This window comes from Herbaspirillum sp. WGmk3 (genome assembly GCF_023952535.1).
Taxonomy (GTDB): Bacteria; Pseudomonadota; Gammaproteobacteria; order Burkholderiales; family Burkholderiaceae_D; genus Herbaspirillum; species Herbaspirillum huttiense.
Genome location: NZ_JAKYWT010000002.1, coordinates 870,912 through 892,344, shown reverse-complemented (window position 1 = coordinate 892,344; position 21,433 = coordinate 870,912). Strand labels below are relative to the sequence as shown.

Annotated in this window: 23 protein-coding genes; 1 reads left to right on the top strand and 22 read right to left on the bottom strand. The window is 62.6% G+C overall.

Annotated elements, in window-relative coordinates; translation table 11 throughout:
• Nucleotides 1-6: 6 nt before the first annotated feature.
• The 15 genes from MKD49_RS09885 to fliF form a co-directional block, all read right to left on the bottom strand.
• Complete coding sequence (locus tag MKD49_RS09885) at nucleotides 7-1,971, bottom strand: MacB family efflux pump subunit (RefSeq protein ID WP_252696177.1); 1,965 nt, start codon at nucleotides 1,969-1,971, stop codon at nucleotides 7-9.
• Between the two features lie 7 nt (nucleotides 1,972-1,978).
• Nucleotides 1,979-3,193: an efflux RND transporter periplasmic adaptor subunit gene (locus MKD49_RS09880; RefSeq protein ID WP_134135253.1), complete on the bottom strand. Its 1,215-nt coding sequence runs from the start codon at nucleotides 3,191-3,193 to the stop codon at nucleotides 1,979-1,981.
• Nucleotides 3,194-3,325: 132 nt separating this feature from the next.
• Complete coding sequence (gene fliR, locus MKD49_RS09875; protein ID WP_121039743.1) at nucleotides 3,326-4,129, bottom strand: flagellar biosynthetic protein FliR; 804 nt, start codon at nucleotides 4,127-4,129, stop codon at nucleotides 3,326-3,328.
• Nucleotides 4,130-4,165: 36 nt separating this feature from the next.
• Nucleotides 4,166-4,435 (bottom strand): flagellar biosynthesis protein FliQ, encoded by a 270-nt coding sequence (fliQ, locus tag MKD49_RS09870; protein WP_034331685.1) that lies wholly within the window; start codon nucleotides 4,433-4,435, stop codon nucleotides 4,166-4,168.
• A gap of 18 nt (nucleotides 4,436-4,453) precedes the next feature.
• Entirely contained in the window at nucleotides 4,454-5,251 is a 798-nt protein-coding gene (gene fliP, locus MKD49_RS09865; RefSeq protein WP_371925453.1) for a flagellar type III secretion system pore protein FliP, read from the bottom strand.
• A complete protein-coding gene (gene fliO, locus MKD49_RS09860; protein WP_252696176.1) occupies nucleotides 5,235-5,795 on the bottom strand; it encodes a flagellar biosynthetic protein FliO in 561 nt (186 codons plus the stop codon). The genes fliP and fliO overlap by 17 nt, the downstream gene beginning before the upstream one ends.
• A gap of 19 nt (nucleotides 5,796-5,814) precedes the next feature.
• Nucleotides 5,815-6,270, bottom strand: a complete 456-nt coding sequence (fliN, locus tag MKD49_RS09855) for a flagellar motor switch protein FliN (RefSeq protein ID WP_121039746.1) — start codon at nucleotides 6,268-6,270, stop codon at nucleotides 5,815-5,817.
• A 2-nt stretch (nucleotides 6,271-6,272) separates the two neighbouring features.
• On the bottom strand, nucleotides 6,273-7,277 hold the full coding sequence (gene fliM / locus MKD49_RS09850; RefSeq protein ID WP_017450944.1) for a flagellar motor switch protein FliM: 1,005 nt from the start codon (nucleotides 7,275-7,277) through the stop codon (nucleotides 6,273-6,275).
• Nucleotides 7,278-7,306: 29 nt separating this feature from the next.
• The gene (gene fliL, locus MKD49_RS09845; RefSeq protein WP_121039749.1) at nucleotides 7,307-7,822 is read right to left on the bottom strand and encodes a flagellar basal body-associated protein FliL; all 516 of its coding nucleotides are present in this window, start codon (nucleotides 7,820-7,822) and stop codon (nucleotides 7,307-7,309) included.
• 126 nt (nucleotides 7,823-7,948) lie between these two features.
• Nucleotides 7,949-9,286: a flagellar hook-length control protein FliK gene (locus tag MKD49_RS09840; protein WP_252696175.1), complete on the bottom strand. Its 1,338-nt coding sequence runs from the start codon at nucleotides 9,284-9,286 to the stop codon at nucleotides 7,949-7,951.
• Between the two features lie 104 nt (nucleotides 9,287-9,390).
• The gene (fliJ, locus tag MKD49_RS09835) at nucleotides 9,391-9,831 is read right to left on the bottom strand and encodes a flagellar export protein FliJ (RefSeq protein ID WP_034338552.1); all 441 of its coding nucleotides are present in this window, start codon (nucleotides 9,829-9,831) and stop codon (nucleotides 9,391-9,393) included.
• A gap of 37 nt (nucleotides 9,832-9,868) precedes the next feature.
• Entirely contained in the window at nucleotides 9,869-11,275 is a 1,407-nt protein-coding gene (fliI, locus tag MKD49_RS09830; RefSeq protein WP_121039755.1) for a flagellar protein export ATPase FliI, read from the bottom strand.
• 38 nt (nucleotides 11,276-11,313) lie between these two features.
• A complete protein-coding gene (gene fliH / locus MKD49_RS09825; RefSeq protein WP_039788445.1) occupies nucleotides 11,314-12,021 on the bottom strand; it encodes a flagellar assembly protein FliH in 708 nt (235 codons plus the stop codon).
• A gap of 59 nt (nucleotides 12,022-12,080) precedes the next feature.
• On the bottom strand, nucleotides 12,081-13,076 hold the full coding sequence (gene fliG / locus MKD49_RS09820; RefSeq protein WP_034338562.1) for a flagellar motor switch protein FliG: 996 nt from the start codon (nucleotides 13,074-13,076) through the stop codon (nucleotides 12,081-12,083).
• A complete protein-coding gene (gene fliF, locus MKD49_RS09815) occupies nucleotides 13,069-14,853 on the bottom strand; it encodes a flagellar basal-body MS-ring/collar protein FliF (RefSeq protein WP_121039760.1) in 1,785 nt (594 codons plus the stop codon). The genes fliG and fliF overlap by 8 nt, the downstream gene beginning before the upstream one ends.
• Nucleotides 14,854-15,101: 248 nt before the next feature.
• Here fliF and fliE point away from each other — a divergent pair, with 248 nt between their 5' ends.
• Nucleotides 15,102-15,458 carry a flagellar hook-basal body complex protein FliE gene (gene fliE, locus MKD49_RS09810; protein ID WP_039788439.1) on the top strand — a complete coding sequence of 119 codons (357 nt, stop codon included), beginning with the start codon at nucleotides 15,102-15,104 and terminating at the stop codon, nucleotides 15,456-15,458.
• A 119-nt stretch (nucleotides 15,459-15,577) separates the two neighbouring features.
• Here fliE and MKD49_RS09805 read toward each other — a convergent pair whose 3' ends face one another.
• The 7 genes from MKD49_RS09805 to MKD49_RS09775 form a co-directional block, all read right to left on the bottom strand.
• Complete coding sequence (locus tag MKD49_RS09805) at nucleotides 15,578-16,333, bottom strand: flagellar brake protein (protein ID WP_121039763.1); 756 nt, start codon at nucleotides 16,331-16,333, stop codon at nucleotides 15,578-15,580.
• Between the two features lie 23 nt (nucleotides 16,334-16,356).
• On the bottom strand, nucleotides 16,357-16,701 hold the full coding sequence (locus MKD49_RS09800; RefSeq protein ID WP_034332781.1) for an EscU/YscU/HrcU family type III secretion system export apparatus switch protein: 345 nt from the start codon (nucleotides 16,699-16,701) through the stop codon (nucleotides 16,357-16,359).
• Nucleotides 16,688-17,872 (bottom strand): flagellar hook-length control protein FliK, encoded by a 1,185-nt coding sequence (locus MKD49_RS09795; RefSeq protein ID WP_121039766.1) that lies wholly within the window; start codon nucleotides 17,870-17,872, stop codon nucleotides 16,688-16,690. Before MKD49_RS09795 ends, MKD49_RS09800 begins: the two co-directional genes overlap by 14 nt.
• Nucleotides 17,873-17,874: 2 nt before the next feature.
• Nucleotides 17,875-18,204 carry a flagellar protein FliT gene (locus MKD49_RS09790; protein ID WP_034332793.1) on the bottom strand — a complete coding sequence of 110 codons (330 nt, stop codon included), beginning with the start codon at nucleotides 18,202-18,204 and terminating at the stop codon, nucleotides 17,875-17,877.
• Nucleotides 18,205-18,209: 5 nt separating this feature from the next.
• Nucleotides 18,210-18,671, bottom strand: coding sequence for a flagellar export chaperone FliS (gene fliS / locus MKD49_RS09785; RefSeq protein WP_034332785.1), 462 nt, complete (start codon nucleotides 18,669-18,671; stop codon nucleotides 18,210-18,212).
• 28 nt (nucleotides 18,672-18,699) lie between these two features.
• Nucleotides 18,700-20,769 (bottom strand): flagellar filament capping protein FliD, encoded by a 2,070-nt coding sequence (gene fliD / locus MKD49_RS09780; protein WP_121039769.1) that lies wholly within the window; start codon nucleotides 20,767-20,769, stop codon nucleotides 18,700-18,702.
• 233 nt (nucleotides 20,770-21,002) lie between these two features.
• On the bottom strand, nucleotides 21,003-21,362 hold the full coding sequence (locus MKD49_RS09775; protein WP_034332788.1) for a flagellar protein FlaG: 360 nt from the start codon (nucleotides 21,360-21,362) through the stop codon (nucleotides 21,003-21,005).
• Nucleotides 21,363-21,433: the final 71 nt, after the last annotated feature.

Below are 21,433 nucleotides of genomic sequence, written 5' to 3'. Positions count from 1 at the left end.
GCAATTTCATTCGCGGGCGAGGGCATCCACCGGATCGAGGCGCGCAGCATTGCGCGCCGGCAGAAAGCCGAACACCACGCCGATCAGGGTAGAGCAGGCGAAGGCACTGACGATGGAGGCAGTGGAATAGATCAGGTGGAAGCTGCTGACGAAGTGCGCAAACACCGCCCCGAAGGACAGCGCCAGCAGCACGCCCAGCAAGCCGCCGGCCAGGCAGACCAGTACCGCTTCGATCAGGAACTGCTGCATGATGTCGCCCTGGCGCGCACCTACCGCCATGCGCACCCCGATCTCGCGGGTGCGCTCGGTGACCGAGACCAGCATGATGTTCATCACGCCGATGCCCCCGACCACCAGCGAGATCAGCGCAATCATCGACACCAGCAGGGTCAGCGTGGCCGTGGCCTTTTCGATGGTCTGGCGGATGCTGTCGGTGTTGAAGATGTAGAAGTCCTTGGTACGATGGCGCAGCGTCATCAGCTGGGTGATGCCTTGCTCCGCTGCCGCGCCGGGGACCTTGTCGCTGACCCGCACCGTGATGCCGCTCAGGTAGCGCTGGCCGATCACGCGCGTCATGGCGGTGGTATAGGGCACCCAGACATTGAGCGAGCTGTTGTTGCCGAAACCGTTCTCGCGCTTCTGCGTCACGCCGATCACCCGGCACGGCACGCTGCCGAGGAAGATCACTTCACCCAGCGCATTGCCGCCGTTGGGAAAGAGCTTCTTGTAGGTATTGGCATCGATCACCACTTCCTGCGCCTGGCGGCGGATGCTGTCGTTGTCGAAGCTCATGCCCTGGGCCATCTTCAGTCCGCGCACGCGGAAATACTGTTCACCTACGCCATTGATGGTGGCCGTGACCGAGATGTTGCCGTAGCGCGCCGAGGAGGCTGTGGACACGCTGGGCGTGACGCTGTCCACGTAATTCTGTTCAGCCAGGGCGGCGGCATCGGCTGGCGTGAGGGTGCGGATGGCGGCGGACTTCATGTCGCCGAAATCAGTGCCGGGGAAGATGTCGATGGTATTGGTGCCCATGGAGCTGATGTCGGACAGGATCTGTTCGCGCGAGCCACTGCCCAGGGCGACCACCGAGACCACCGAGGCAATGCCGATGATGATCCCCAGCATGGTCAGGAAGCTGCGCAGGCGATGTGCGTTCATCGCCAGCAGCGACATGCGCAGCGCTTCCTTGAAGCGGTCCAGCGCGGCGCGCCAGGCGCTGGCTTGCCGGTGTTGCTGGCGCTCCTGCTTGATGATGCCGCTCACCGCTGCCGCCTCGGGCGCGTTGTTGCGGCGATCCGCGATGATCAGGCCATCCTTGATCTCGATGATGCGCTGGGCATTGCTGGCCACCTGCATGTCGTGGGTGACGATGATGATGGTGTGGCCTTCGGCGTGCAATTCCTTGAGGATGTTCATCACCTCGTGGCCGCTGTGGCTGTCCAGCGCGCCGGTGGGTTCGTCCGCCAGGATCACGTCGCCGCCGTTCATCAGCGCGCGCGCAATCGAGACACGCTGCTGCTGCCCGCCCGAGAGCTGGCCGGGCTTGTGGTGGCCACGGTCGGCCAGACCGAGGCGCGCCAGCAACTGGGCGGCGCGCTGGCGGCGCTGCGCCGGTTCCTGGCCGGCATAGACGGCGGGCACTTCCACGTTGGCGGTGGCATCCAGGTCCGACAGCAGGTGATAGCGCTGGAAGATGAAACCGAAATGCTCGCGCCGCAGCTGTGCCAGTTCGTCCGGCGCCAGCTGGCCGGTCTCGCGGCCGGCGACCAGGTAGCTGCCGGCGCTGGGCTTGTCGAGGCAGCCGAGGATGTTCATCAGGGTCGACTTGCCCGAACCGGAGGCCCCGACGATGGCGACCATTTCGCCGGCGGCGATGTCGAGGTTGACGTCCTTGAGCACGGTGATGGTGTCATCCCCGGCCGGGAAATCGCGGCGCAGTGCGCGCAGTTGCAGCAATGGCGTCGTCATGGCCACCTTACATGCGCGGCGGCGGACCGCGATGTTCGCTGCTGCTGTCCGCCGTGCCCGGTACGGCGGTGCCGGTGACGACGCGCTCGCCGGCCTTCAGTCCTTCGATGATCTGCACCTGCGCATTGGTATTGATGCCGGTGCGCACCTGGCGCTCCTGGGCCAGGCCTTGCGCATCCAGTACGCGCACGGTGTAGCGGCCCTGGGCATCCTTTGCACCCAGCGCCGTGGAGGGCACCACCAGCGCGTCCTTGGCCTCGGAGAGCACGATGTTGACCTGGGTGGTCATCGAGATGCGCAGCTTGCCATCGGGATTGGGCAGGTCCAGCAGGCCGTTGTAGTAGATCGCCGTCGAGCTGGAACTGCTGGTGGTAGTGCTGGTGGTGCTGGTGGTGGTGTCGTCCTGCAGGATCGAGTCAGGTGCCGGTTCGATGGCGCGCAGGGTGGTGCGGTAGCGATGCTCGGGATCGCCGAGGATGGTGAAGTACACCGGCAGGCCGGGCTTGACGCGTACCACGTCGGCTTCCGAGATCTGCGCCTTGATGGTGACCGTATCCATGCGTGCCACCTTGATGATGGTCGGGGTGGACTGGTTGGCGTTCACGGTCTGGCCTTCCTGGGCCACGATGGCGACCACTTCGCCATCGATGGGAGCGGTGATGCGGGTGTAGCCCAGGTTCAGGCGGGCGGTGTCAACCTTGATGGCACCGTCCTTGATCTGCGCCTGCAGGGCGGCGATGTCGGCACGGGTGGAGTTGAGGGTGGCTTCGGCCGTCTCGAAGTTCTCGCGCGAGCTGGCGTCGCCGGCCAGCATCATCTGCTGGCGCGCATAGGCCAGTTGCGCCTGTTTCAGCGTGGCTTCCTTGGCACGCAGCTGGGCCTGCAGGTTCTGCAGCGAATATTCGGCGCTGGCCAGGGCATTGGCCTGGGTCAGGGAATCGATCTCGGCCACCAGTTGGCCCTTCTTGACGCGCTCGCCCAGCGCCACCTTGAGCGATTTGATCTGGCCCGACACCTGCGCGCCCACGCTGACCTGCTTGTAGGCCTTGACGGTGCCGCTGGCCAGGACCACGTCCTGGATATCGGCTACGGACGCGGTGGCGGTCAGGTAGCTGGGCGGCGCTGGTGGCGTGAGTGCGCGATGCACGAGGTAGCCCCCGGCCAGCAGGACGGCGAGACTCAGGAGCAGGATCTTGGGGCGGCGGAAGTAGGCGATATTCATGCGAGAAAATGAGGGGCGGCCACAGGGTCGGCCGGACGCACAGCGGTGCTGCAGGCAAAGGCGTCATTGTGAGGCCGTCGCTGCCGTGCGTGTGTCAGCAGACGTAAATGTTGTGCAAGCAAAGCTTGCCGCTTACGGTTTGGGCAGCGCATTGACCGGCGGCACGCTGCCCAGCAGGCGGACCATCTCGACGCCATCGGACAGGAAGCGCTGCAGCGGGGTGAGCATATAGGGCAGGGCGAAGGCGATCAGGATGAATCCCGCCAGCATGGTAATCGAAAACCCGATCCCGAAGAGATTGAGCTGCGGCGCGGCGCGGGTGAGGATGCCCAGGGCGAAGTTGGTGATGAGCAGTGCGATCAGCAGCGGCAGCGACAATTGCAGTCCCATGCTGAAGACCTTGGCCCCCCACAGGCCTAGCTGATGGAAGCCCTCGGTGGTGATCGGCACGCCTGTGATGGGCAGGGTGTGGAAGCTCTCTGCCATCACCTGCAACAGCAGCAGGTGGCCGTTCAGGTTGATGAACACCATGGTGGCCAGCAGCGAGAACACCTGGCTGATGACGGCCGTACGGCCCTGTGTCTGGGGATCGAAGAAGGCCGCGAAGGACAGGCCCATGGTCGAGCTGGTCAGTTCGCCCGCCGCTTCCACTGCGGCAAATACCACGCGCATGGCAAAGCCCATGGACAGGCCGATCAGCAATTGCTGCAGCAGGATCAGCAGTCCGGTCATCGACATCGGATCGATGGCCGGGGGAATCGGCACATCCGGCGCCAGCACCGCGCCGATGGCGATGCCCAGCAGGATCTTGACCAGCATGGGCACGCTGGCGCTGCCGAAGGGCGGGGCGATGGACAGCAGCCCGAGGATGCGCGTAGTCGGCCAAATGAACATGGCGACCCAGGCGTAGAGTTGCTGGCTGGTGAAGGTGAGCATGGATCAGGAGCCGCCGGGCCTGCCCGGCGGACCGGCCTACTGGACCATGGCGGGAATCCCGCTGAACATGGTGTGCATGTAGTCGAGGATGATGGTCAGCATCCACGGGCCGGCGATGATCAGTGCCAGGAACACGCCCACCAGTTTGGGAATGAAGGCCAGGGTCTGTTCGTTGATCTGGGTCGCGGCCTGGAAGATGCTCACCAGCAGCCCGATGAGCAGGGCCGTGATCAGCATCGGGGCGGCGATCAGGAGAGTGACTTCCATGGCCTGGCGGCCCATGGTCATGACGCTTTCGGGTGTCATACGTATCCTTGCCTTGGGCTAGTAGAAACTCTGGGCCAGGGAGCCGATCAGCAGCTGCCAGCCGTCCACCAGCACGAACAGCATCAGCTTGAAGGGCAGCGAGACGATGGCCGGAGACATCATCATCATGCCCATCGACATCAGGATACTGGCCACCACCATGTCGATGATCAGGAAGGGGATGAAGATGGCGAAGCCGATCTGGAAAGAAGTCTTCAGTTCACTGGTGACGAAGGCCGGGACCAGCAGGCGCAGCGGCACATCCTCCGGACCTTGCAGGGCCGGACCGCGCGACAGCTTCACATACAGCGCCAGGTCGGACTGGCGGGTCTGCTTGAGCATGAATTCCTTGAGCGGCGCGGCTCCCTTGTCCAGGGCTTCCATCATCTGGATCTTGTTTTCCGCGAAGGGCTGATAGGCCTCGGTATAGATGCGGTCGAACACCGGACTCATGACGAAGAAGGTCAAAAACAGCGACAGGCCGACCAGCACCTGAGTGGGCGGCGTGGACTGCGTGCCCAGCGCCTGGCGCAGCAGCGACAGCACGATCACGATGCGGGTGAAACAGGTCATCATCAGCAACGCCGCCGGTATGAACGACAGCGAGGTGAGGAACAGCATGGTCTGGATCGGCAGCGAATAATTCGTACCGCCGCCCGGGGCGGGCATGCTGTTGAGCGCGGGCAGGCCTTGCTGGGCCGAAGCGGCCAGCGGCAGGCACAGCAGCGCCATCCACCAGTAGCGGCTGCGCAGCAGCGCGCCACTCCGGCGGAGCAGGAAAGAGAGAAGGCCTTGCGGCTTAGGATGTGCTGCCATCATTACCCGGACGGTCGCCGTTGCCGGCACCGCCATTTCGTTTGTCCATGGTGTGCTTGAGCCAGCTGGCGAAGGCCGGTCCGGCGCTGGCGGGTTGGGCGGCGACGCCTTCCTGGCGCGGCAGGGTGGCCAGGGCATTGACCCGGCCGGGAGCGACGCCGACCACGATCCACTGGTCGCCCACTTCGACCACCATCACCCGTTCGCGCGTGCCGACCGACACGCCCCCGACCACCTTGGCCACGGCATTGCCGCCCAGGCTGTTGGCCAGGCCCATGCGCTTGAACAGCCAGGCGACGGCGGCCATGACGGCCAGCACCGCCACCAGTCCGAAGAGCATGGTGAACACACTGCCGGAGGAAGAGGGAAGGGAAGCGCCGGCGGCCACTGGCGCGGCTGCAGCCGGAGCTGCGGCGGGGGTATTGTCGGCCCAGGCGTGGGCGGCAGCCACCAGGCTGGCCCCCAGGAAGACCAGGGCCGACATCGGCGCCGGACGGATCCGGCGCAGGCCCTGCCACATCGATGCTGCGTAAAAACGTGTCATCAAACTCAAGCCATCCCGCTCAGCGGTTGAGCTTGCGGATGCGTTCTGCCGGCGTGATGATGTCGGTCAGGCGGATACCGAACTTGTCATTGACCACCACCACTTCGCCTTGTGCGATCAGGCAGCCGTTGACCAGCACGTCCATCGGTTCACCGGCCATGCCGTCCAGTTCCACCACCGAGCCCTGTGCCAGCTGCAGCAGGTTCTTGATGGCGATCTTGGTGCGGCCCAGTTCCACGGTCAGCTGCACCGGGATGTCGAGGATGAAGTCGATATCGTTGGGAGTGTTGGTCTTGATATCGGCGGCGCTCAGGTCCTTGAAGACGGTGGCCATCGCAGGGGCTGCGGTGATGCCTTTCTCGTCTTCCATCTCGCCTTTTTTCTGCGCCTCTTCAGCCTCGGTTTGCTCGGCCATGGCCGCGCCCCACGGATCGTCTTCCGCTGCGCCTGCGCCTGCTACGTTCTCATCAGCCATTACTAATCTCCTTGAAAGCTTTCCGGTGTTTCTTGATGGGTGATGGACAGCAGTTTTTCAACGCGCAAGGCGTATTGGCCATTGGACTGGCCGTAGCTGCATTCCATCACCGGTACGCCGTCAACCTGTGCCTCGACGGTCGTATTGGTCTGCAGCGGAATGACGTCGCCGACCTGCATGTGCAGCAGATCGGTGAAATTGACTCGGGCGGTGCCGAAATTGACGATCAGTTCGACCTCGGCCGTCTGGATCTGCTGCTTCATCAGGCGGATCCAGCGCTTGTCCACTTCCAGCGCCTCGCCCTGCATGCTGCTGGTGAGGCGGTCACGCACCGGTTCGATCATCGAATAGGGCGTGCAGATGTGAATCTCGCCCGACACCGGTCCCAGCTCGACGGTGAAGGTGGTCGAAACCACCACTTCGTTGGGCGTGGCGATGTTGGCGAACTGCGTATTCATTTCCGAGCGAATGAACTCGAATTCGATCGGATAGATCGGTTCCCACGACTTGGCGTAGGTCTCGAAGGTGATCTCCAGCACGCGCATGATGATGCGCTGCTCGGTGGGCGTGAATTCGCGGCCTTCGATGCGGGTGTGGAAGCGGCCATCGCCGCCGAACATGTTGTCCACCAGCATGAACACGAACTGCGGGTCGAACACCACCAGCCCGATGCCACGGAAGGGCTTGATGTGCACCAGGTTCAGGTTGGTTGGCACCACCAGGTTGCGGATGAATTCACTGTACTTGGACACCTTCACCGGACCGACCGAGATTTCGGCGGTACGGTGAATGAAGTTGAACAAGCCGATGCGGAACAGACGCGCGAAACGCTCGTTGATGATTTCCAGCGTGGGCATGCGCCCGCGCACGATGCGTTCCTGCGTGGCCAGGTTGTAGGTACGTACCGTACCAGGAGCTTCTTCGACGATTTTTTCTTCGTCTTCATCTCCCGTCACGCCCTTCAAAAGGGCATCGACTTCTTCCTGTGATAGAAAATGCTCGGCCATGGTCGACGATCTCTGACTTCGATACGGTGTTACTGCTGTTGGATCACGAACGAGGTGTAGAACACGTCGGTGATCTGCGGTCCCTTGCCCTTGCCCGAGAACGGTTCGCCCAGTTGGTCGATGATCTCGTCGGTCAGGCGGCGCTTGCCTTCGCTGGTGAGCAGCTCCGAGGCCTTCTTGCTGGACAGCACCATCAGCAGGCGGCTGCGTACTTGCGGCATGTACAGTTTGAGGGCTTCAGCGGTCTGGCCGTCCGGCACTTGCAGGGTCATTGCCACTTGCAGGTACTGGTCGCCGGTTTCCTGCTGCAGGTTCACCACGAAGGGTTCGATCACCACAAAGGTCGGTGCCTTGGCTTCAACCTTCTCTTCAGCGTGATCATCACCCTTCTTGCCCTTGCCACCCATCATGAAGAACGCTGCAGCACCGCCGATGACCAGCACCAGCACTGCGCCCACGATGATGAACAGCATCTTCTTGCTGGATTTTGCCGGTGCTGCATCTGCTTCAGCTCCCTTGGCCGGGGCTTTTCCTTTTGTTGCCATCTACTGTTCCTTTCAGTTCGTCAGCGCGGTATGCGACGTTATCTGCTTATCGGCAGGCAAATCACATTGTTGAGTCTTGCGCAGACGAAAATTGCTTGTTTTTTAAGTTTTCCCGGGGCCGGCCGCTTATGCGAAGGTGTCGACCAGGCCGAGTCCGCTGGTGGTCGCCGTCGCGGTGGCCGTGCCGTTGACGGCCACATCGGCCTCCTGCTCCTTGCCGAAGCTGCCGGAAGAACCACTGCGCGCCTGCTGCTGACCGTTGCCGGCACCTTGCTGCTGATTGGGCATGCCGGTCTGGACATTGGCCTGGCCGAGCTGGATGCCGGCCTGGTCCATCATTTCACGCAGCTTGGGCATGGCCGCTTCCAGCGCCTGCTTCACTTCGGGCTGGGCGGTGATGAAGGTAGCGTCGGCTTGCTGGTTGTGCACGTTCAGCACCACCTGCATCGGGCCGAGGTCGGGCGGATTCAGGCTTAGCGAGGCGCTTTGCATGCCCGCCGTGGCCATCCAGGTGATCTTGGTGCCCAGGGCCTGATTCCAGCCGGCACTGCCGACGTTGGACTGGATCTTGTCGCTGTAGGCCGGGGTGAACACGGCCTGCGGCTGGCTGGCGACAGCGGCTTGCTGCATGGCTGGCAGCACCACTGGGGTCGGCGCGGCCGAGGCGGCATCCTGCCTGGCGGCCGGAGCGCCGAGCTCGGGCGTGGCCTTGTTCAGTTGGGCGCGGGCGGTGAGGGCGCTGGCATCGTCCTTGGGTTCGGCCTTGGCGGCAGCGCCCAGGTCGATGGCGGGCTTGGCGTCCTTGGCATTGCTCGCCTGCGGGGCCGGGTTGGCCTCGGCATTGCTCTTGCGGGCCAGTTCGCTGGCGGCGGCATCCTGTTTGCCCTTGGCGGCAGCCAGGGCATCCTGCAGGGCGGCCGGGTCGACCTTGCCTTGCTTGTCGTCCGCCAGGGCTTGCTGCTGGTCGCTCAGGGACAGCTTGCCGCTGCCGCGCTTGGCCTGGGCCAGCAGGTCGGCTGCGCTGCCGTCACCCTTGGCCTTGCCATCGGCGGCCGGCTTGACGGCGTTCTGGGCGATGTTGGCGACCAGAGCCAGCAATTCAGCCGAGGCCTGGGTGGCGGTGTCGCTGCTGTCCTCGTCTTCATCCTTGTCGCTGACCTGACTGCTCTGGTCGCTGCCATCGTTGGCGGCGCTCTTGCTGGCATTGTTGGCGGCAGTCTGGGATTGCTGATTGGCAGCGGCCTGCTTGGCGGCAGCCTGGGCATTGGCCGCCTGGGTGTCGGCATTCTGCTGGGCCTGGCGCGCCTGCGCCTGGTTGTCCTGTACGCGCGTGCTGACCTGGCTGTTGAGGACCTGGTTGAAAGGCACATCGGCCGAGAAGCTGTCGGCAGGATTGCCCGAGCGCGAACCCGTGGCGGCCTGGGAGCCGGTGATCACGTTCAACAGCGGCAGGGAAGTGTTCATGATGGTGGCCTGTCGGTAAATGCGGTCTGCTGCTCTGGATGCTGGTTGCGATTCTGTACTTGCGCGCGTTCGGTTCTGTCTTGCCTGGCTGGCTGCTTCAGCGGTCAGCGCTTGTAGAAGCTGATGCGGGCGGCATGCTCGTCCATGGACTTCTGGTCGCGCTTGTTTTCCTTGCGCATTTCCTGGTCGCGCGCCCGCGTGGCCAGTGTGTCGTAGGACATGCGCTTGCGCTCGCAGGCCTGCCATGCGGTACGGGCTTCGGCCACGCGCTGCTGGCTGCTTTGCACCACGTTGACCTGGCCATCGATGGCATTGTCGATCTTTTCCAGGAACAGCTGGAAGTTGCGATACGCCAGCGCGGTCAGGCCATTGGTCAGGGTTTCCTGGAAGCGCGCGGCGTAATCGTCGCGGTATTGCTGCAGGATACCCAGCTTCTGTTGTGCTTCTTCACTCACGCGAATAGCCCGGCCGAGGCGTTTGGTCGCTTCGTCGGTTTCTTTGGTCGCCAATTCAATCAGCGTATCAAGTGCGGAGGGAGTAGCCATGATCACTCTGATTATATTTTTGAGGATGCGCGCTCAATCACCCGAATAGAGCGGTAAGTTGCCTCAAGCTCTCTGATACATCGGCCTGCTCATGGATGCCCTGCTGCAAAAAGGACTCCATTCTTGGCAACAAGGCAATAGCTTCATCCAGCACGGGGTCGCTGCCGGCGGCGTACGCGCCGACGCTGATGAGGTCGCGGTTGCGCTGGAAACGTGAATACAATTGCTTCAGATGCCGCGAACGCCGCTGATGGTCGGCATCCGTGATGCTGTGCATGGCACGGCTGATGGATTGTTCGATATCGATGGCAGGATAGTGGCCAGCCTCGGCCAACTGGCGGTTCAGCACGATGTGGCCGTCCAGGATGGCGCGGGCGGCGTCGGCGATCGGGTCCTGCTGGTCGTCGCCTTCGGTCAGCACGGTGTAGAAGGCGGTGATGGAGCCGCCGCCTTCATCGCCATTGCCGGCGCGTTCCACCAGGGCCGGCAGCTTGGCGAACACGGAAGGCGGGTAGCCCTTGGTGGCAGGCGGTTCGCCGATGGCCAGGGCGATTTCGCGCTGGGCCATGGCGTAACGGGTCAGCGAATCCATGATCAGCAGCACATCCTTGCCCTGATCGCGGAAATACTCGGCAATGGAGGTGCAGTACGCAGCGCCCTGCAGGCGCATCAGCGGCGGCGTGTCGGCGGGCGCCGCCACCACGACCGAGCGCGCCAGCCCTTCGGCACCCAGAATCTGTTCGATGAATTCCTTCACTTCGCGGCCGCGTTCGCCGATCAGTCCGACCACGATCACATCGGCGCTGGTATAGCGCGCCATCATGCCCAGCAGCACGCTCTTGCCCACGCCGGAACCGGCGAACAGGCCCATGCGCTGGCCACGGCCGACGGTGAGCATGGTGTTGATCGCACGAATGCCGGTATCCAGAATGTCGCGGATGGGCGCGCGTCCCAGCGGGTTGGCCGCACGCACGGCCAGCGGGGCCGAGCGTTCGGTATGCAGGGGGCCGAGATTGTCGAGCGGGCGGCCGGCTCCGTCGAGCACGCGGCCCAGCAGCTCGTCGCCGACCGGCAGGCGACGGCTGTGCTCGTCGACGCGGCGCGGAGTGAAGCTGATGGGGCCGGTGCGCGGAGGAGGGCGCACCGGTTCGACCGGATAGACGCGGGTGCCAGGGACGATGCCTTCGACATCGCTCTGCGGCATCAGGAACAAACGTTCATCCTGGAAGCCGACGACTTCCGCTTCGATCATCGTGCCGTTGGGCAGCGGGACGTTGCAGGGGCTGCCCACAGGAAGCTTCAGTCCGACCGCTTCCATCACCAGGCCGGCTACGCGCGTGATGCGCCCGGCCGTGCGGGTAGGCTCGGCCATGGCGACCAGGCTGCGACAGTTGTGCAGGTAGGCTTGCCACAGGCTGCTATGGGAAGGCATCGGGGAGTTCATGCGGGTCTCCCGTTCAGGTAACTATCACTTCGGATGAATCATTCCAGCCAGTCGAGCTGCTTGGACAGCGACTCGCCCAGGCGCTGCCAGCGCGTCGGGGTGGTGGCATCGATCTGGTTGGTGCGGGTTTCGACACGGCAGCCGCCGCGGTCGAGATGGGCGTCTTCCTCGATCTTCCAGCCTTGCTGGGCCAGTTCCTCGCCCAGGTGTTTGCGCACCAGGGCGGCATCTTCGGGATGCAGCGTCAGGCTGGCCGGCAGCTGCAGCACCGGCAAGGCGTGGATGGCCGCGCTGACGGTCGGCAGAATCAGTTCGGGACGCACGTTCAGGGCCGTCTTGAGCATGGATTTGGCCAGGTCCAGCGCCAGGTCCAGCAGTTCGGGGGCCATCTTTTCACTGCACTGTGAGACTTCGGTGCTGAAATTGACTGCGATCTGGCGGAAGTGCTGGATGATTTCGTTGACTTCCTGCTGGCCTTGCTGGAGCCCGGCGACGTAGCCTTCGGAGCGGCCAGCCTGCAGGCCGTGTTCGCGGCCCTCGGCAAAACCTTCCTGGCGGGCGGCCTCGCGGATGGCATCAAGCTGTTCGGCTGTCAGTTGCGGGACCGGTGGCGGCTCTTCGAGGAATTCTTCTTCCTCGGGCAGCATTTCGGGCTGCGGCTCCGGTTCGGGTTCTTCGTTGAAGGACGCCAGCTCCCATCGCTGGTAGGGCGTCATCTCTTCCTTGGGAATGATCTTTGCACGCATGGCTTCTTTGACTCCTCAGGCCGGCATGCCGACGGCACCCTGCATCTGCCTCAAACGCATCAGACGAACGCGTCCTCGCCCTTGGCACCCAGCACGATCTGGCCTTCGTCGGCCAGGCGGCGCACGATCTGCAGGATGGCCTTCTGTTGCGCATCGACTTCGGACAGGCGCACCGGTCCCTTGGATTCCAGGTCTTCCTTCATCATCTCGGCCGCACGCTGCGACATGTTGGCGAAGATCTTGTCGCGCAGGCCTTGCGAGGCACCCTTCAGCGCCACGATCAGCGACTCGGACTGGACTTCGCGCAGCAGCAGCTGGATGCCGCGGCCGTCGATGTCGATGATGTTCTCGAAGACGAACATTTCGTCCATGATCTTCTGCGCCATGTCCTCGTCGTAGGAACGCAGGTTGTTCATCACCGCGGTCTCGTTCTCGCCCGACATGAAGTTGAGGATCTCGGCCGCGGTGCGGATACCGCCCATCTGTTGTTTCTTGAGGCTTTCGTTGCCGGTTAGCAGCTTGGTCAACACGTCGTTGAGTTCGCGCAACGCGGCCGGCTGCACGCCGTCCAGGGTTGCAATACGAAGGATGACGTCGTTGCGCAAACGTTCCGTGAAATTGTTGATGATGCCGCAGGCATGGTCGCGCTCCAGGTGGACCAGGATGGTGGCGATGATCTGCGGGTGTTCGTTGCGGATGAGCTCGGCCACCGACTGCGCGTCCATCCACTTGAGGCTTTCGATACCGGAGGCATCGCGCCCGCCCAGGATGCGGTTGAGCAGGGAAGTGGCCTTGTCGTCGCCCAGCGCCTTGGTCAGCACGCTGCGGATGTATTCATCCGAATCCAGGCCCAGCGAGGAGGCCTGGCCGGTTTCGGCGACGAAGGCTTCCAGCACTTCGTTGATTTCCTCGAAGCTGACGTTGCGCAGGGCCGACATGGCCGCGCCCAACTTCTGGACCTCTTTCGGGCCCAGGTATTTCATGACTTCGGCGGCCTCATCCTCGCCCAAGGCGAGCATGAGGATGGCACCTTTCTGAACGCCGTCGTTACTCATTGTTCACCCATGACTTGATGATGCTTGCCACCAGCTTCGGATCATTCTTGGCCCACTGCTTGGCGGTTTCCAGGTTGGCCTTGTACTGTGCCCGTTCGTCGACTGCCGGCTCGCCGGAGAGGTTGACGATGGCGTCCGGATCGTCCGGATCGAAGCCGGCGGCAACCGCTGCGGCAGCGGCGGCGGCCTCGGCCTCGGCCTTTTCCTTGGCCAGGCGCTCGCGCTCTTCGCGGCCCGACAGCTTCCAGACGATCGGGCGCAGCACGCGGAAGTAGAGGAACAGCAGGACCGCGGCCACCAGCACGTATTTGCCGATTTCCTTGGCCAGTTCGATCATGCCTGGCTGCTTCCACAGCGGCACTTCCGGTTCCATGTCGGTGCTGAACTGGGTATTGACCACGTTGAGCGAGTCGCCGCGATCCTTGTTGTAACCCATCGCTTCCTTGACCAGGTCGGTGATCTGGTTGCGCTCGGCCTCGGTCAGCGGGCGCATCACGATCTTGCCGGTATTGTCCAGGGTACGCTTGTAGTTCACCACCACGGCCACCGTCAGGCGGCGCACGCCACCCATGGGTTGCTGGGTGTAGCGCACGGTCTTGTCGACCTCGTAGTTGATGGTCTCGTCCTTGCGCGAATTGCCGCTGGCCGCCGGGGTCGGGGCGGCGCCGTTGGGCGTGGCCGCCGTACCGTTCTGATTGGCCGCACCATTGGCCACTGCCGGGTTGACGATCGGCGCGGTGGCAGGGGCAGGGGGCTGGTTGGTCAACGCACCCGGAATGCCCGAGGTACCCGAGGTCGCGCTGTTGGCCTCGCTGCTCTGCTTGCTGCGCACGGCAGCGGTGTCGCGCGTCTGGTTGGGCTTGTAGGCCTCCGAGGCCTGCTCGCTGCGGGAGAAATCGACATCAGCCGTGGCTTCGGCGCGGACGTTGCCGTTGCCGACGATGGGGGCGATGATGGACTCGACGCGCTTGACGATGTCCTGCTGCATGTCCTGGACATACTTCAGCTGGGTCGGGTCGAGCGTGTTGGTCTGGGCTTGCTTGGTGGTGTCGGAGAGCAGATTGCCGTTCTGGTCGACGATGGTCACGGCCTTGGGCGAGAGCTCAGGCACGCTGCTGGCCACCAGATGGACGATGGCGCTGACTTGCTGCTGGTCCAGGAAGCGGCCTGGGTAGAGGCTGAGGATCACCGAGGCGGTCGGCTTCTGCTGGTCGCGGACGAACACCGAGGCCTTGGGCAGGGCCAGGTGAACACGGGCGGTCTGCACCGAAGCCAGCGATTGTACCGAGCGTGCCAGTTCGCCTTCCAGCGCGCGCTGGAAGTTGACCTGCTCCAGGAACTGGGAAATGCCCAGCTTCTGGTTTTCCATCAGTTCGAAACCGACGTTGCCGCCCTTGGGCAGGCCTTGCGAGGCCAGCTTCAGGCGAGCGTCATGCACCATGTTCTCGGGGACCAGGATGGCCGTGCCGCCGTCCGAATACTTGTAGGGCACGTTCATCTGCTGCAGCGAGGCCACGATGGCTCCGCCATCGCGGTCGTTGAAATTGGCGAACAGGACGCGGTACTCGACCTTCTGGCTCCACAGCCAGATGCCCGCCATCAGCGCCAGCGTGGCGGCGGCGGCAATGATGAGCAGAATGCGCTTGCCCTGCGGCGAACGGGCGTAGCCCATCACGCCGCCTTGGGCGGCCTGCCCTTGGGGCATACCCTCAATATTGCCGAGTTCGCCCGGATTGTTGGGTTCGCCGGTCATCGTGCCGTCGGCTGCTACCGCCATGATTTCCCCTCTGGCGTTCCCTCGATTGCCAGCTTGATAAAGACTTTGATCACTGCCTACCTTTGTGAGGTTTTTTGCTCAGTGTGGATTGTCCGTTGGCAGGAAGAATTTGATCGCCCGAACAGAATGGCAAATTCCCCGCTTATTGGTGCGATTTGTCAATGCAGCAGTGTTAAGGTGCTGCTGTAGATGGCGAAGGTGCGTATTGTGCTTTTGCCAAGCGGCAAAATGAACTCAAGAGGTGGCAGATGGCAATCGACAGTGTGATTGATACCAGCAAGATCGAGGCAATGGTGGCCCAGCTGAAGGCTGCGGCAGCCCGCGCCCAGGGTGGCGTGGACCCGGTCCAGAGCGGCGTCGCGGCGGAGAAGCCGGCGCAGCGCGTGGACTTCGCCGACGTGCTCAAGGGCGCGATTGACCAGGTCAATGATTCCCAGGCAAAAGCCGCCAAGATGTCGCAGGCCTTTGCCATGGGGGATGACAGCGTGAATCTGTCGGATGTGATGATCGCTTCCCAGAAGGCCAGCATCTCCTTCCAGACCAGCATCCAGGTGCGCAACAAGCTGGTTTCGGCCTACCGTGACATCATGACCATGCAGGTGTGAAGTTTTCTGCTGTGGGGCGGGCTGGATTGTTGCTCGTCCTTCCATGAAAAAACACCCCAGAACCGGTTTCCGGTTGCTGGGGTGTTTTTTCATGGGCGCCGCCGGGAAGCGGCGCTGAATTACATCATGCCCGAGGCCTTGGCGTTCTGTTCGCGTTCCAGCTTGGTGATGAAGCGTTGGATGGCGGCCAGGACGGTGCGCGGGATGTCGATGAACTGGCAGCCGAAGCGATTGACGACCTTGCCGTTGGTCATCTTGAACTCCTTGCAGTCGCGCACCTGCAGCTTGACCGAGACCAGGGTGTTATCTCCCAGTTCGAGCTGGCAGTCTTCATACATGGCGCCCGGGGTAGTGGGCAGCAGCTTCTTCTCGTCGGTGATGCCGACGCCGCCGGCGCTGATGTTGTTGAGCAGCGTGACCACCGTGACGAAGGAGCCGTCTGCTTGCGTGATGCGGAAGGTGCAGCGCAGAGGCTTGGCGATCGGAGTCGGGATGCGGAAATACTCACGGCGCTGCAGGCGCACCAGGCTTTCCGGAATGCCGACCTTCAGCGCCGGGCGGCTCTGATACTCCACCTGCCGTGCGCCGTCCACGTTGAAGGTGATGCGGATGCTGTTGTACAAGGCTTCGAAGCCGATGCGCTTGCTGGCCACGATGCTCTCGTTGAGCATGGCGCTGGGAGCCGCGTCGATGATGAGCGAGTCGTCATCGGCATCGACTTCCAGAATGGAAGTGATCACGGACTCGGATCCGCCCTTGATCAGCAGGCTCAGGAGCTGGTTTTTCTCCATCATGCTGGTCAGCAGGGCAATGATCTCCCGCCGTGAATGAACCCGGTATGGGCTGTCGTCGTCGATCTCGTCGTTGTTAGCCATCTGTGCGTCGTGTACGTCGGAATTCAGCGAGTAGGATCGCTTTCCCCAGAGGAATTATTGGAATAGTTTGACCCTGTATCATACATCACTGACCCGCTTAATTGCATATTTTCAATACGATATAGCCAGGCCAGCAATTCGGCGACAGTGCGGTACAGGGCGGGGGGGATTTGCTGGTCCAGTTCGACCTGCATCAGCAGCGAGACCAGTTCCTTCGATTCATGAACGTAGACGCCGGCATCACGCGCCCGCGCGATGATGGCTTCGGCCACCAGGCCGCGGCCCTTGGCCACTACCTGGGGGGCTGCCTGGCTGGCGTTGTAGGCCAGGGCCACGGCATTTTGCAGCGGAATATTAGGTTTCTCCATCGGCTTGCTTGACGATCAGGGAGTCGAGAGAGGTGCCGGCTGCCGCCATGGCATTGGCAAACAGGCCGGTGTTGCCGCGCAGGGCTGCGGTGGCAGCGTCATTGTCCGCCTTGACCTGCACGTGGATCTGCTGGCCGATCAGGCGGATCGAAGCCGAGACGCTGCCCAGGTGGGCGAAGTTGAAGCGCACCACGCTGTGCCAGGTGGGGGCGTTTTCGTCGTCGGTGGCACCCTGTTTCGGGGAGTCCTGGCCATGTTCCTGGTTGATTTCCCATTCCATCTTCTGGCCCGGCCAGACTTCGCCGTGCCAGACCACACGCTGCTGTTCCAGCGCATTGAGCTGGAGATTGATGATCTGCCCCAACTGGTTCTGGGCGGGATCGCTGTCGCTGAGCAGGTTGATGTTGCCGCCCTGGCGCGCCGCGACCTGGGCTTGCGGTTCCTTCATCAGTTCGTCGGCCGGGCGCTGGCCGGCGGCCCAGGCAGCGACGTGCGATTCATAGAAGACTCCGCTGTGGGCAATGGCATCCTTCAGGGCCGAGGCCATCTGGTCGACAGGGACGCCGGCCTTGGGCAGCAAGGGTGTGGCCGCATTGATGTGATCGGTGACGTCGCCTTGTTGCGACGCGTGCAGCAGCGTGTCGATGAGACGGCCGGCGTTGCTGAGGGTGGTAGTGCTGCTGGCGGGCGGGCCGGACTGCCCCTGGCGCGCACCCTTGGCCTGGGCATCGGCGATGTCCTCGTTCTGGGCGATCTGTCCGGCACCGCTTTCGTCGCGGGTGACGAACTGCAGCGACTTGAGGTCCTTCTGCATCGCGCGGCCGGCGGTGCTCAAGGCGACCGATGCACTTTCCTCGTCGGGACGGATGCTGCCTTCATTGACCGAGAAGGTCGGACGCGGATCCTTGGAGACCAGCGTCAGGGTCAGGGTGTCGCCGACCTGGGCGCTGTTGGGCAGCACCATGCGCGCCGCCGTATTGGCGATGCGCACCAGGAAGGTACCGTCGTTGAAGTTGGAGAGGATGCGGCCCGACATCTGCTGGCCGATCGCAATCTGGGCCAGGCGACTGAAGGCTTCCTGCCGGGCATCAGCAACCGAAACGACGGCCGTGGCCGCTTCGACAGGATTGACGGGCTGGACGGCGCTGGCGATATCGGCCCGCGGCAACATGGTCAACTACCCATGCCGTAGGTATTGAGGAGCTTCTGTTCGGTCTGGTTGCTCTGGATCAGCGCCGACAGCTTGCGCAGTCCCGGTTCGGTGAGATTGCGGATGTCGCGGTCGTCTTCCAGGATTTTCTTGATGATGTCGACCTTGCGATGGCGCAGCGGCTCAGGCAGGGTGATGTTTTCCTCGCTGTCGCGCAGGCTGGCGATGTGCTTGCCGCACTGGGCTTCCAATGCTGCCAGCAGATCCCAGTCGCCGGCACGGGCGGCCGACAGCATCTCGTTGGTCAATTGCGAGATCGACTCATAGAGGGCGATGACGTCGTCACCGTTCATGTCAGTCATGCCTTTGCAAAGCTGGAAAGAGAAACATCCTGGGTCATGGCCATCGGCGGGGCAGCAGACTGCACTGCATTCGGTCCGATCTGTTCCCAGGCGGAGCGGATGTCGTCGAGCAAACCGTGGATTTCGTCGAGGATGGCCGGATTGTTCGTGGCATTGGCCTCGAACAGGCGGCGGCTCATGTATTCATACAGCGAATCCAGATTCAGCGCCAGTTCGCCGCCGACTTGCTTGTTCAGGCTGGCGCGCAGTCCATTGTCGATGATCAGGATGGCCTTGGTGATGGATTCGCCCTTGTCCTTGATATTGCCTTCGCCCATGGACTTCTTGCCCAAGGCGATGGCCACCAGTGCACCGTCGAAGAGCATGGTGATCAGCTTGTGCGGGCTGGCGGCGATCACGCCGGTTTCCACCCCGATGTTGGCGTAGGCATTGGCCCCGCGCTTCATGCTTCCGAACATGACGTTCTCCTATGTTCGCGGTGTCGCTTCAACTGCTCTTGGCCAGGCTGGCCAATTGCTGGGTCAGGTAGCTTTGCGTGGACTGCATGCTGGCCAGCGTGACGTTGAGGCGGTTGAACTGATTGGTGTAGTCATCCTTCAGATTCGACAGGCGGGTCTGCACCGTGGTCTGGCGATCCTGATTGATCTTCAGGCTGGCCTGCAGGCCATTCGTCTTGGAGGCGATGATGCCGCTGTCACTCAACAGACTGGTCATCAAGGTCTGCAACTTGGTGACGATACCATTTTTGGACGACGTAGTGTTGGTCGTATCCGGATCGGTGCCAGTGAAGAGATTGGCAATGCCGGCGAAATTGTTGGTAGCCGCCGTGGCCAGCTTGGTGGAGTCCAGCGCCAGGGTGCCATCCTTCTGGAAGCTGATGCCGATGTCGGACAGGCTGCTGATTCCATTGCCGCCGTCCACTGTGGCGAACAGGGTATTGCGCAGCTGGTTCATGATGGTCTGCACCGACGACTCGCTGGCCAGCGGAGCCGAGTTGTTGGCCTGGCCCAGGGTGGTGGAGGGCGTCTGCGCAGTCATCCCGGCCACTGCCTTGGCAAGCGTGTTGTAGGCCGTCACGAAGCTGTTGGCGGCGGTGGTGATGCCGGAGGTGTCGTTGCTGATGTTCAGGGTGAAGTTGTCGGAAGAGGTGGTGACCTTGGCCAGATTGAGCGTCACGCCGGAGATCGCGTTCTCGACCTTGTTGCTGGTGCTGGTCACCGCCACGCCATCGATGGACAGCTTGGCGTCCTGCGCCTTGAGCAACTGGCCCATGCCGCTCATGGTCAGGCCCGAATAATCGCCGCTGCCGGTCAGCGAGACTGCCGCCGTCGCACTGCTGCCGGTCGGAGTCAGTACCAGGTGGTTGTTGGTGCCGTCGTTGCTGATGGAGGCGGTCACGCCTGCGCTGGCGCTGTTGATGGCACTCATGACCTGGTTCAGGTCAATGTTGCCGCTGCCATTGGCGGTCGGGTTGATGGCCACCGTGGTGTCGCCTACCTTCAGGCTCAGCGTGCCGGAGCTGTAAGTCTGGCTGGTGCTGACGTTGGGCGAGATCACGGTCCCGCTGGGGTCGGCGCTGAAGACGGAATAATTGCCGGTGCCGGTGATCTTGATGGTATTGGCCGCGCCGCTGTCCTTGGCAGTAATCACCAGGTGGTCGTTGGTGCCGTCGCTGACGATGGTGGCGTTCACGCCGGCATCGCTGCTGTTGATGGCATCGCGCACGCCAGCCAGGGTGTTGGTGGCAGGCTTGATGATGGTGGTGGACCCGGTGCCGGTCTTGATGGCCAGAATGCCGTTGTCAAAGGTCGTGCCCGGCGTGATGCTGGCCGAACTCAGCTTGGCCGTTTGCGCCAGTTGCGACACGGCCACCGAATAGGTGCCGGATGCGGCTTTGGTGGCGTCGCGCGGGGCCTGGATCTGCGTCATGGTGCTCGGTGTCGAGCTCGACGGATCATAGGCAAATGCGGACAGGCTGTTGTTGGCCGTGACCTTGATGGTGTTGGCTGTGCCGCCGGTGGCCGATTCCAGGACCAGGTGGTCGCCACTGCCATCGGTGGTGATGGAGGCGGTGACGCCTGCCTTGGAGGCATTGATCGCATCACGTACGCCAGCCAGGGTCGAGTTGGCTTGCAGGGTGATGAAGGTGGGCGAATTGGTGCCGATCTTGATGGCGATCGAATCGCCGGCGTTGTAGGTCGTGCCGCTGCTTACGCCGGCCGACTGCAGTTTCTGCGCCAGGATCTTGGTCGAATCGTCGCTGTTGACATCGGCGGTGAACGGGTCGGTGGTCAGCGTGGTGCCGGTGCCGGCGTTGCTTACCGAACTCTTCTGCGAGCTGAAGCTGGCCGAGGTCAGCGACTTGATGGCCGACTGATAGCTCGACAATGCGCTCTTGAGGCTGCCATAGGCGGAAATGAGGGTGTTGTAGCTGCTCGCCTGGGTGGTCAGCGGCGTCAGCTGTGTCTGGCTTTCGGCCGAGATCAGTTGACTGACCAGTGTGGAAACATCGAGCGGGCCTGCCGATGTGGAAATGGTGCCGGTGGAAGTCGCCACGGTTCAACTCCTGAAACTTTGCGTGAGGCACAGCGCTGTGCGGTTGTCCAGCGCGGTCAAGAGGAGATGGGCTCTCAAGTACGGCGTCGGGTAGGGCAGAGAGGGACGCTGTGCGGAATAACTATCTGAATCCGTTATGAACTGGGGTAGCCGATTCCGTCATGCGCAATGAACGGGCATTGACGCATGCGGTTGTTCAGCCACTGCAGTTCGTACCAGACTCGAGGGGATACTCAAGCCTTTTCCTTGATCAGCAGGCCTTGCATCTTGTCGATCGATTTGGCGATGGCAATCGCTTCTTCGCTGGGAATCTGGCGAATCACGGTATCGGTAGCCGTATCGACAACCTTGATGATGGTCTTGCCGGTGTCCTGGTCTTTCGAGAAATTCAGTGCGGCAGCATTGGCGGCTGCAAAGTCGTTCAACTTGCCAACGGCATCGTTGACTTCACTTTCGGTTGCGCGGCGTGCTTCCGGGGTGGCCGCCGGTGCGACCGTCGATACCACGGGATCGGGCTTTTCGGCGGTCTTCGGTGCTGCATAGGCAGTACCGGAGTCACCAGCAGCAGTGATATTAAGTGGGGCAATCGACATGGTACTACTCCCTTCCTTAAAGGAACGTGCGGAGAATAAGGTCTATCCCCCGCACGTCATCCTACCTAGCT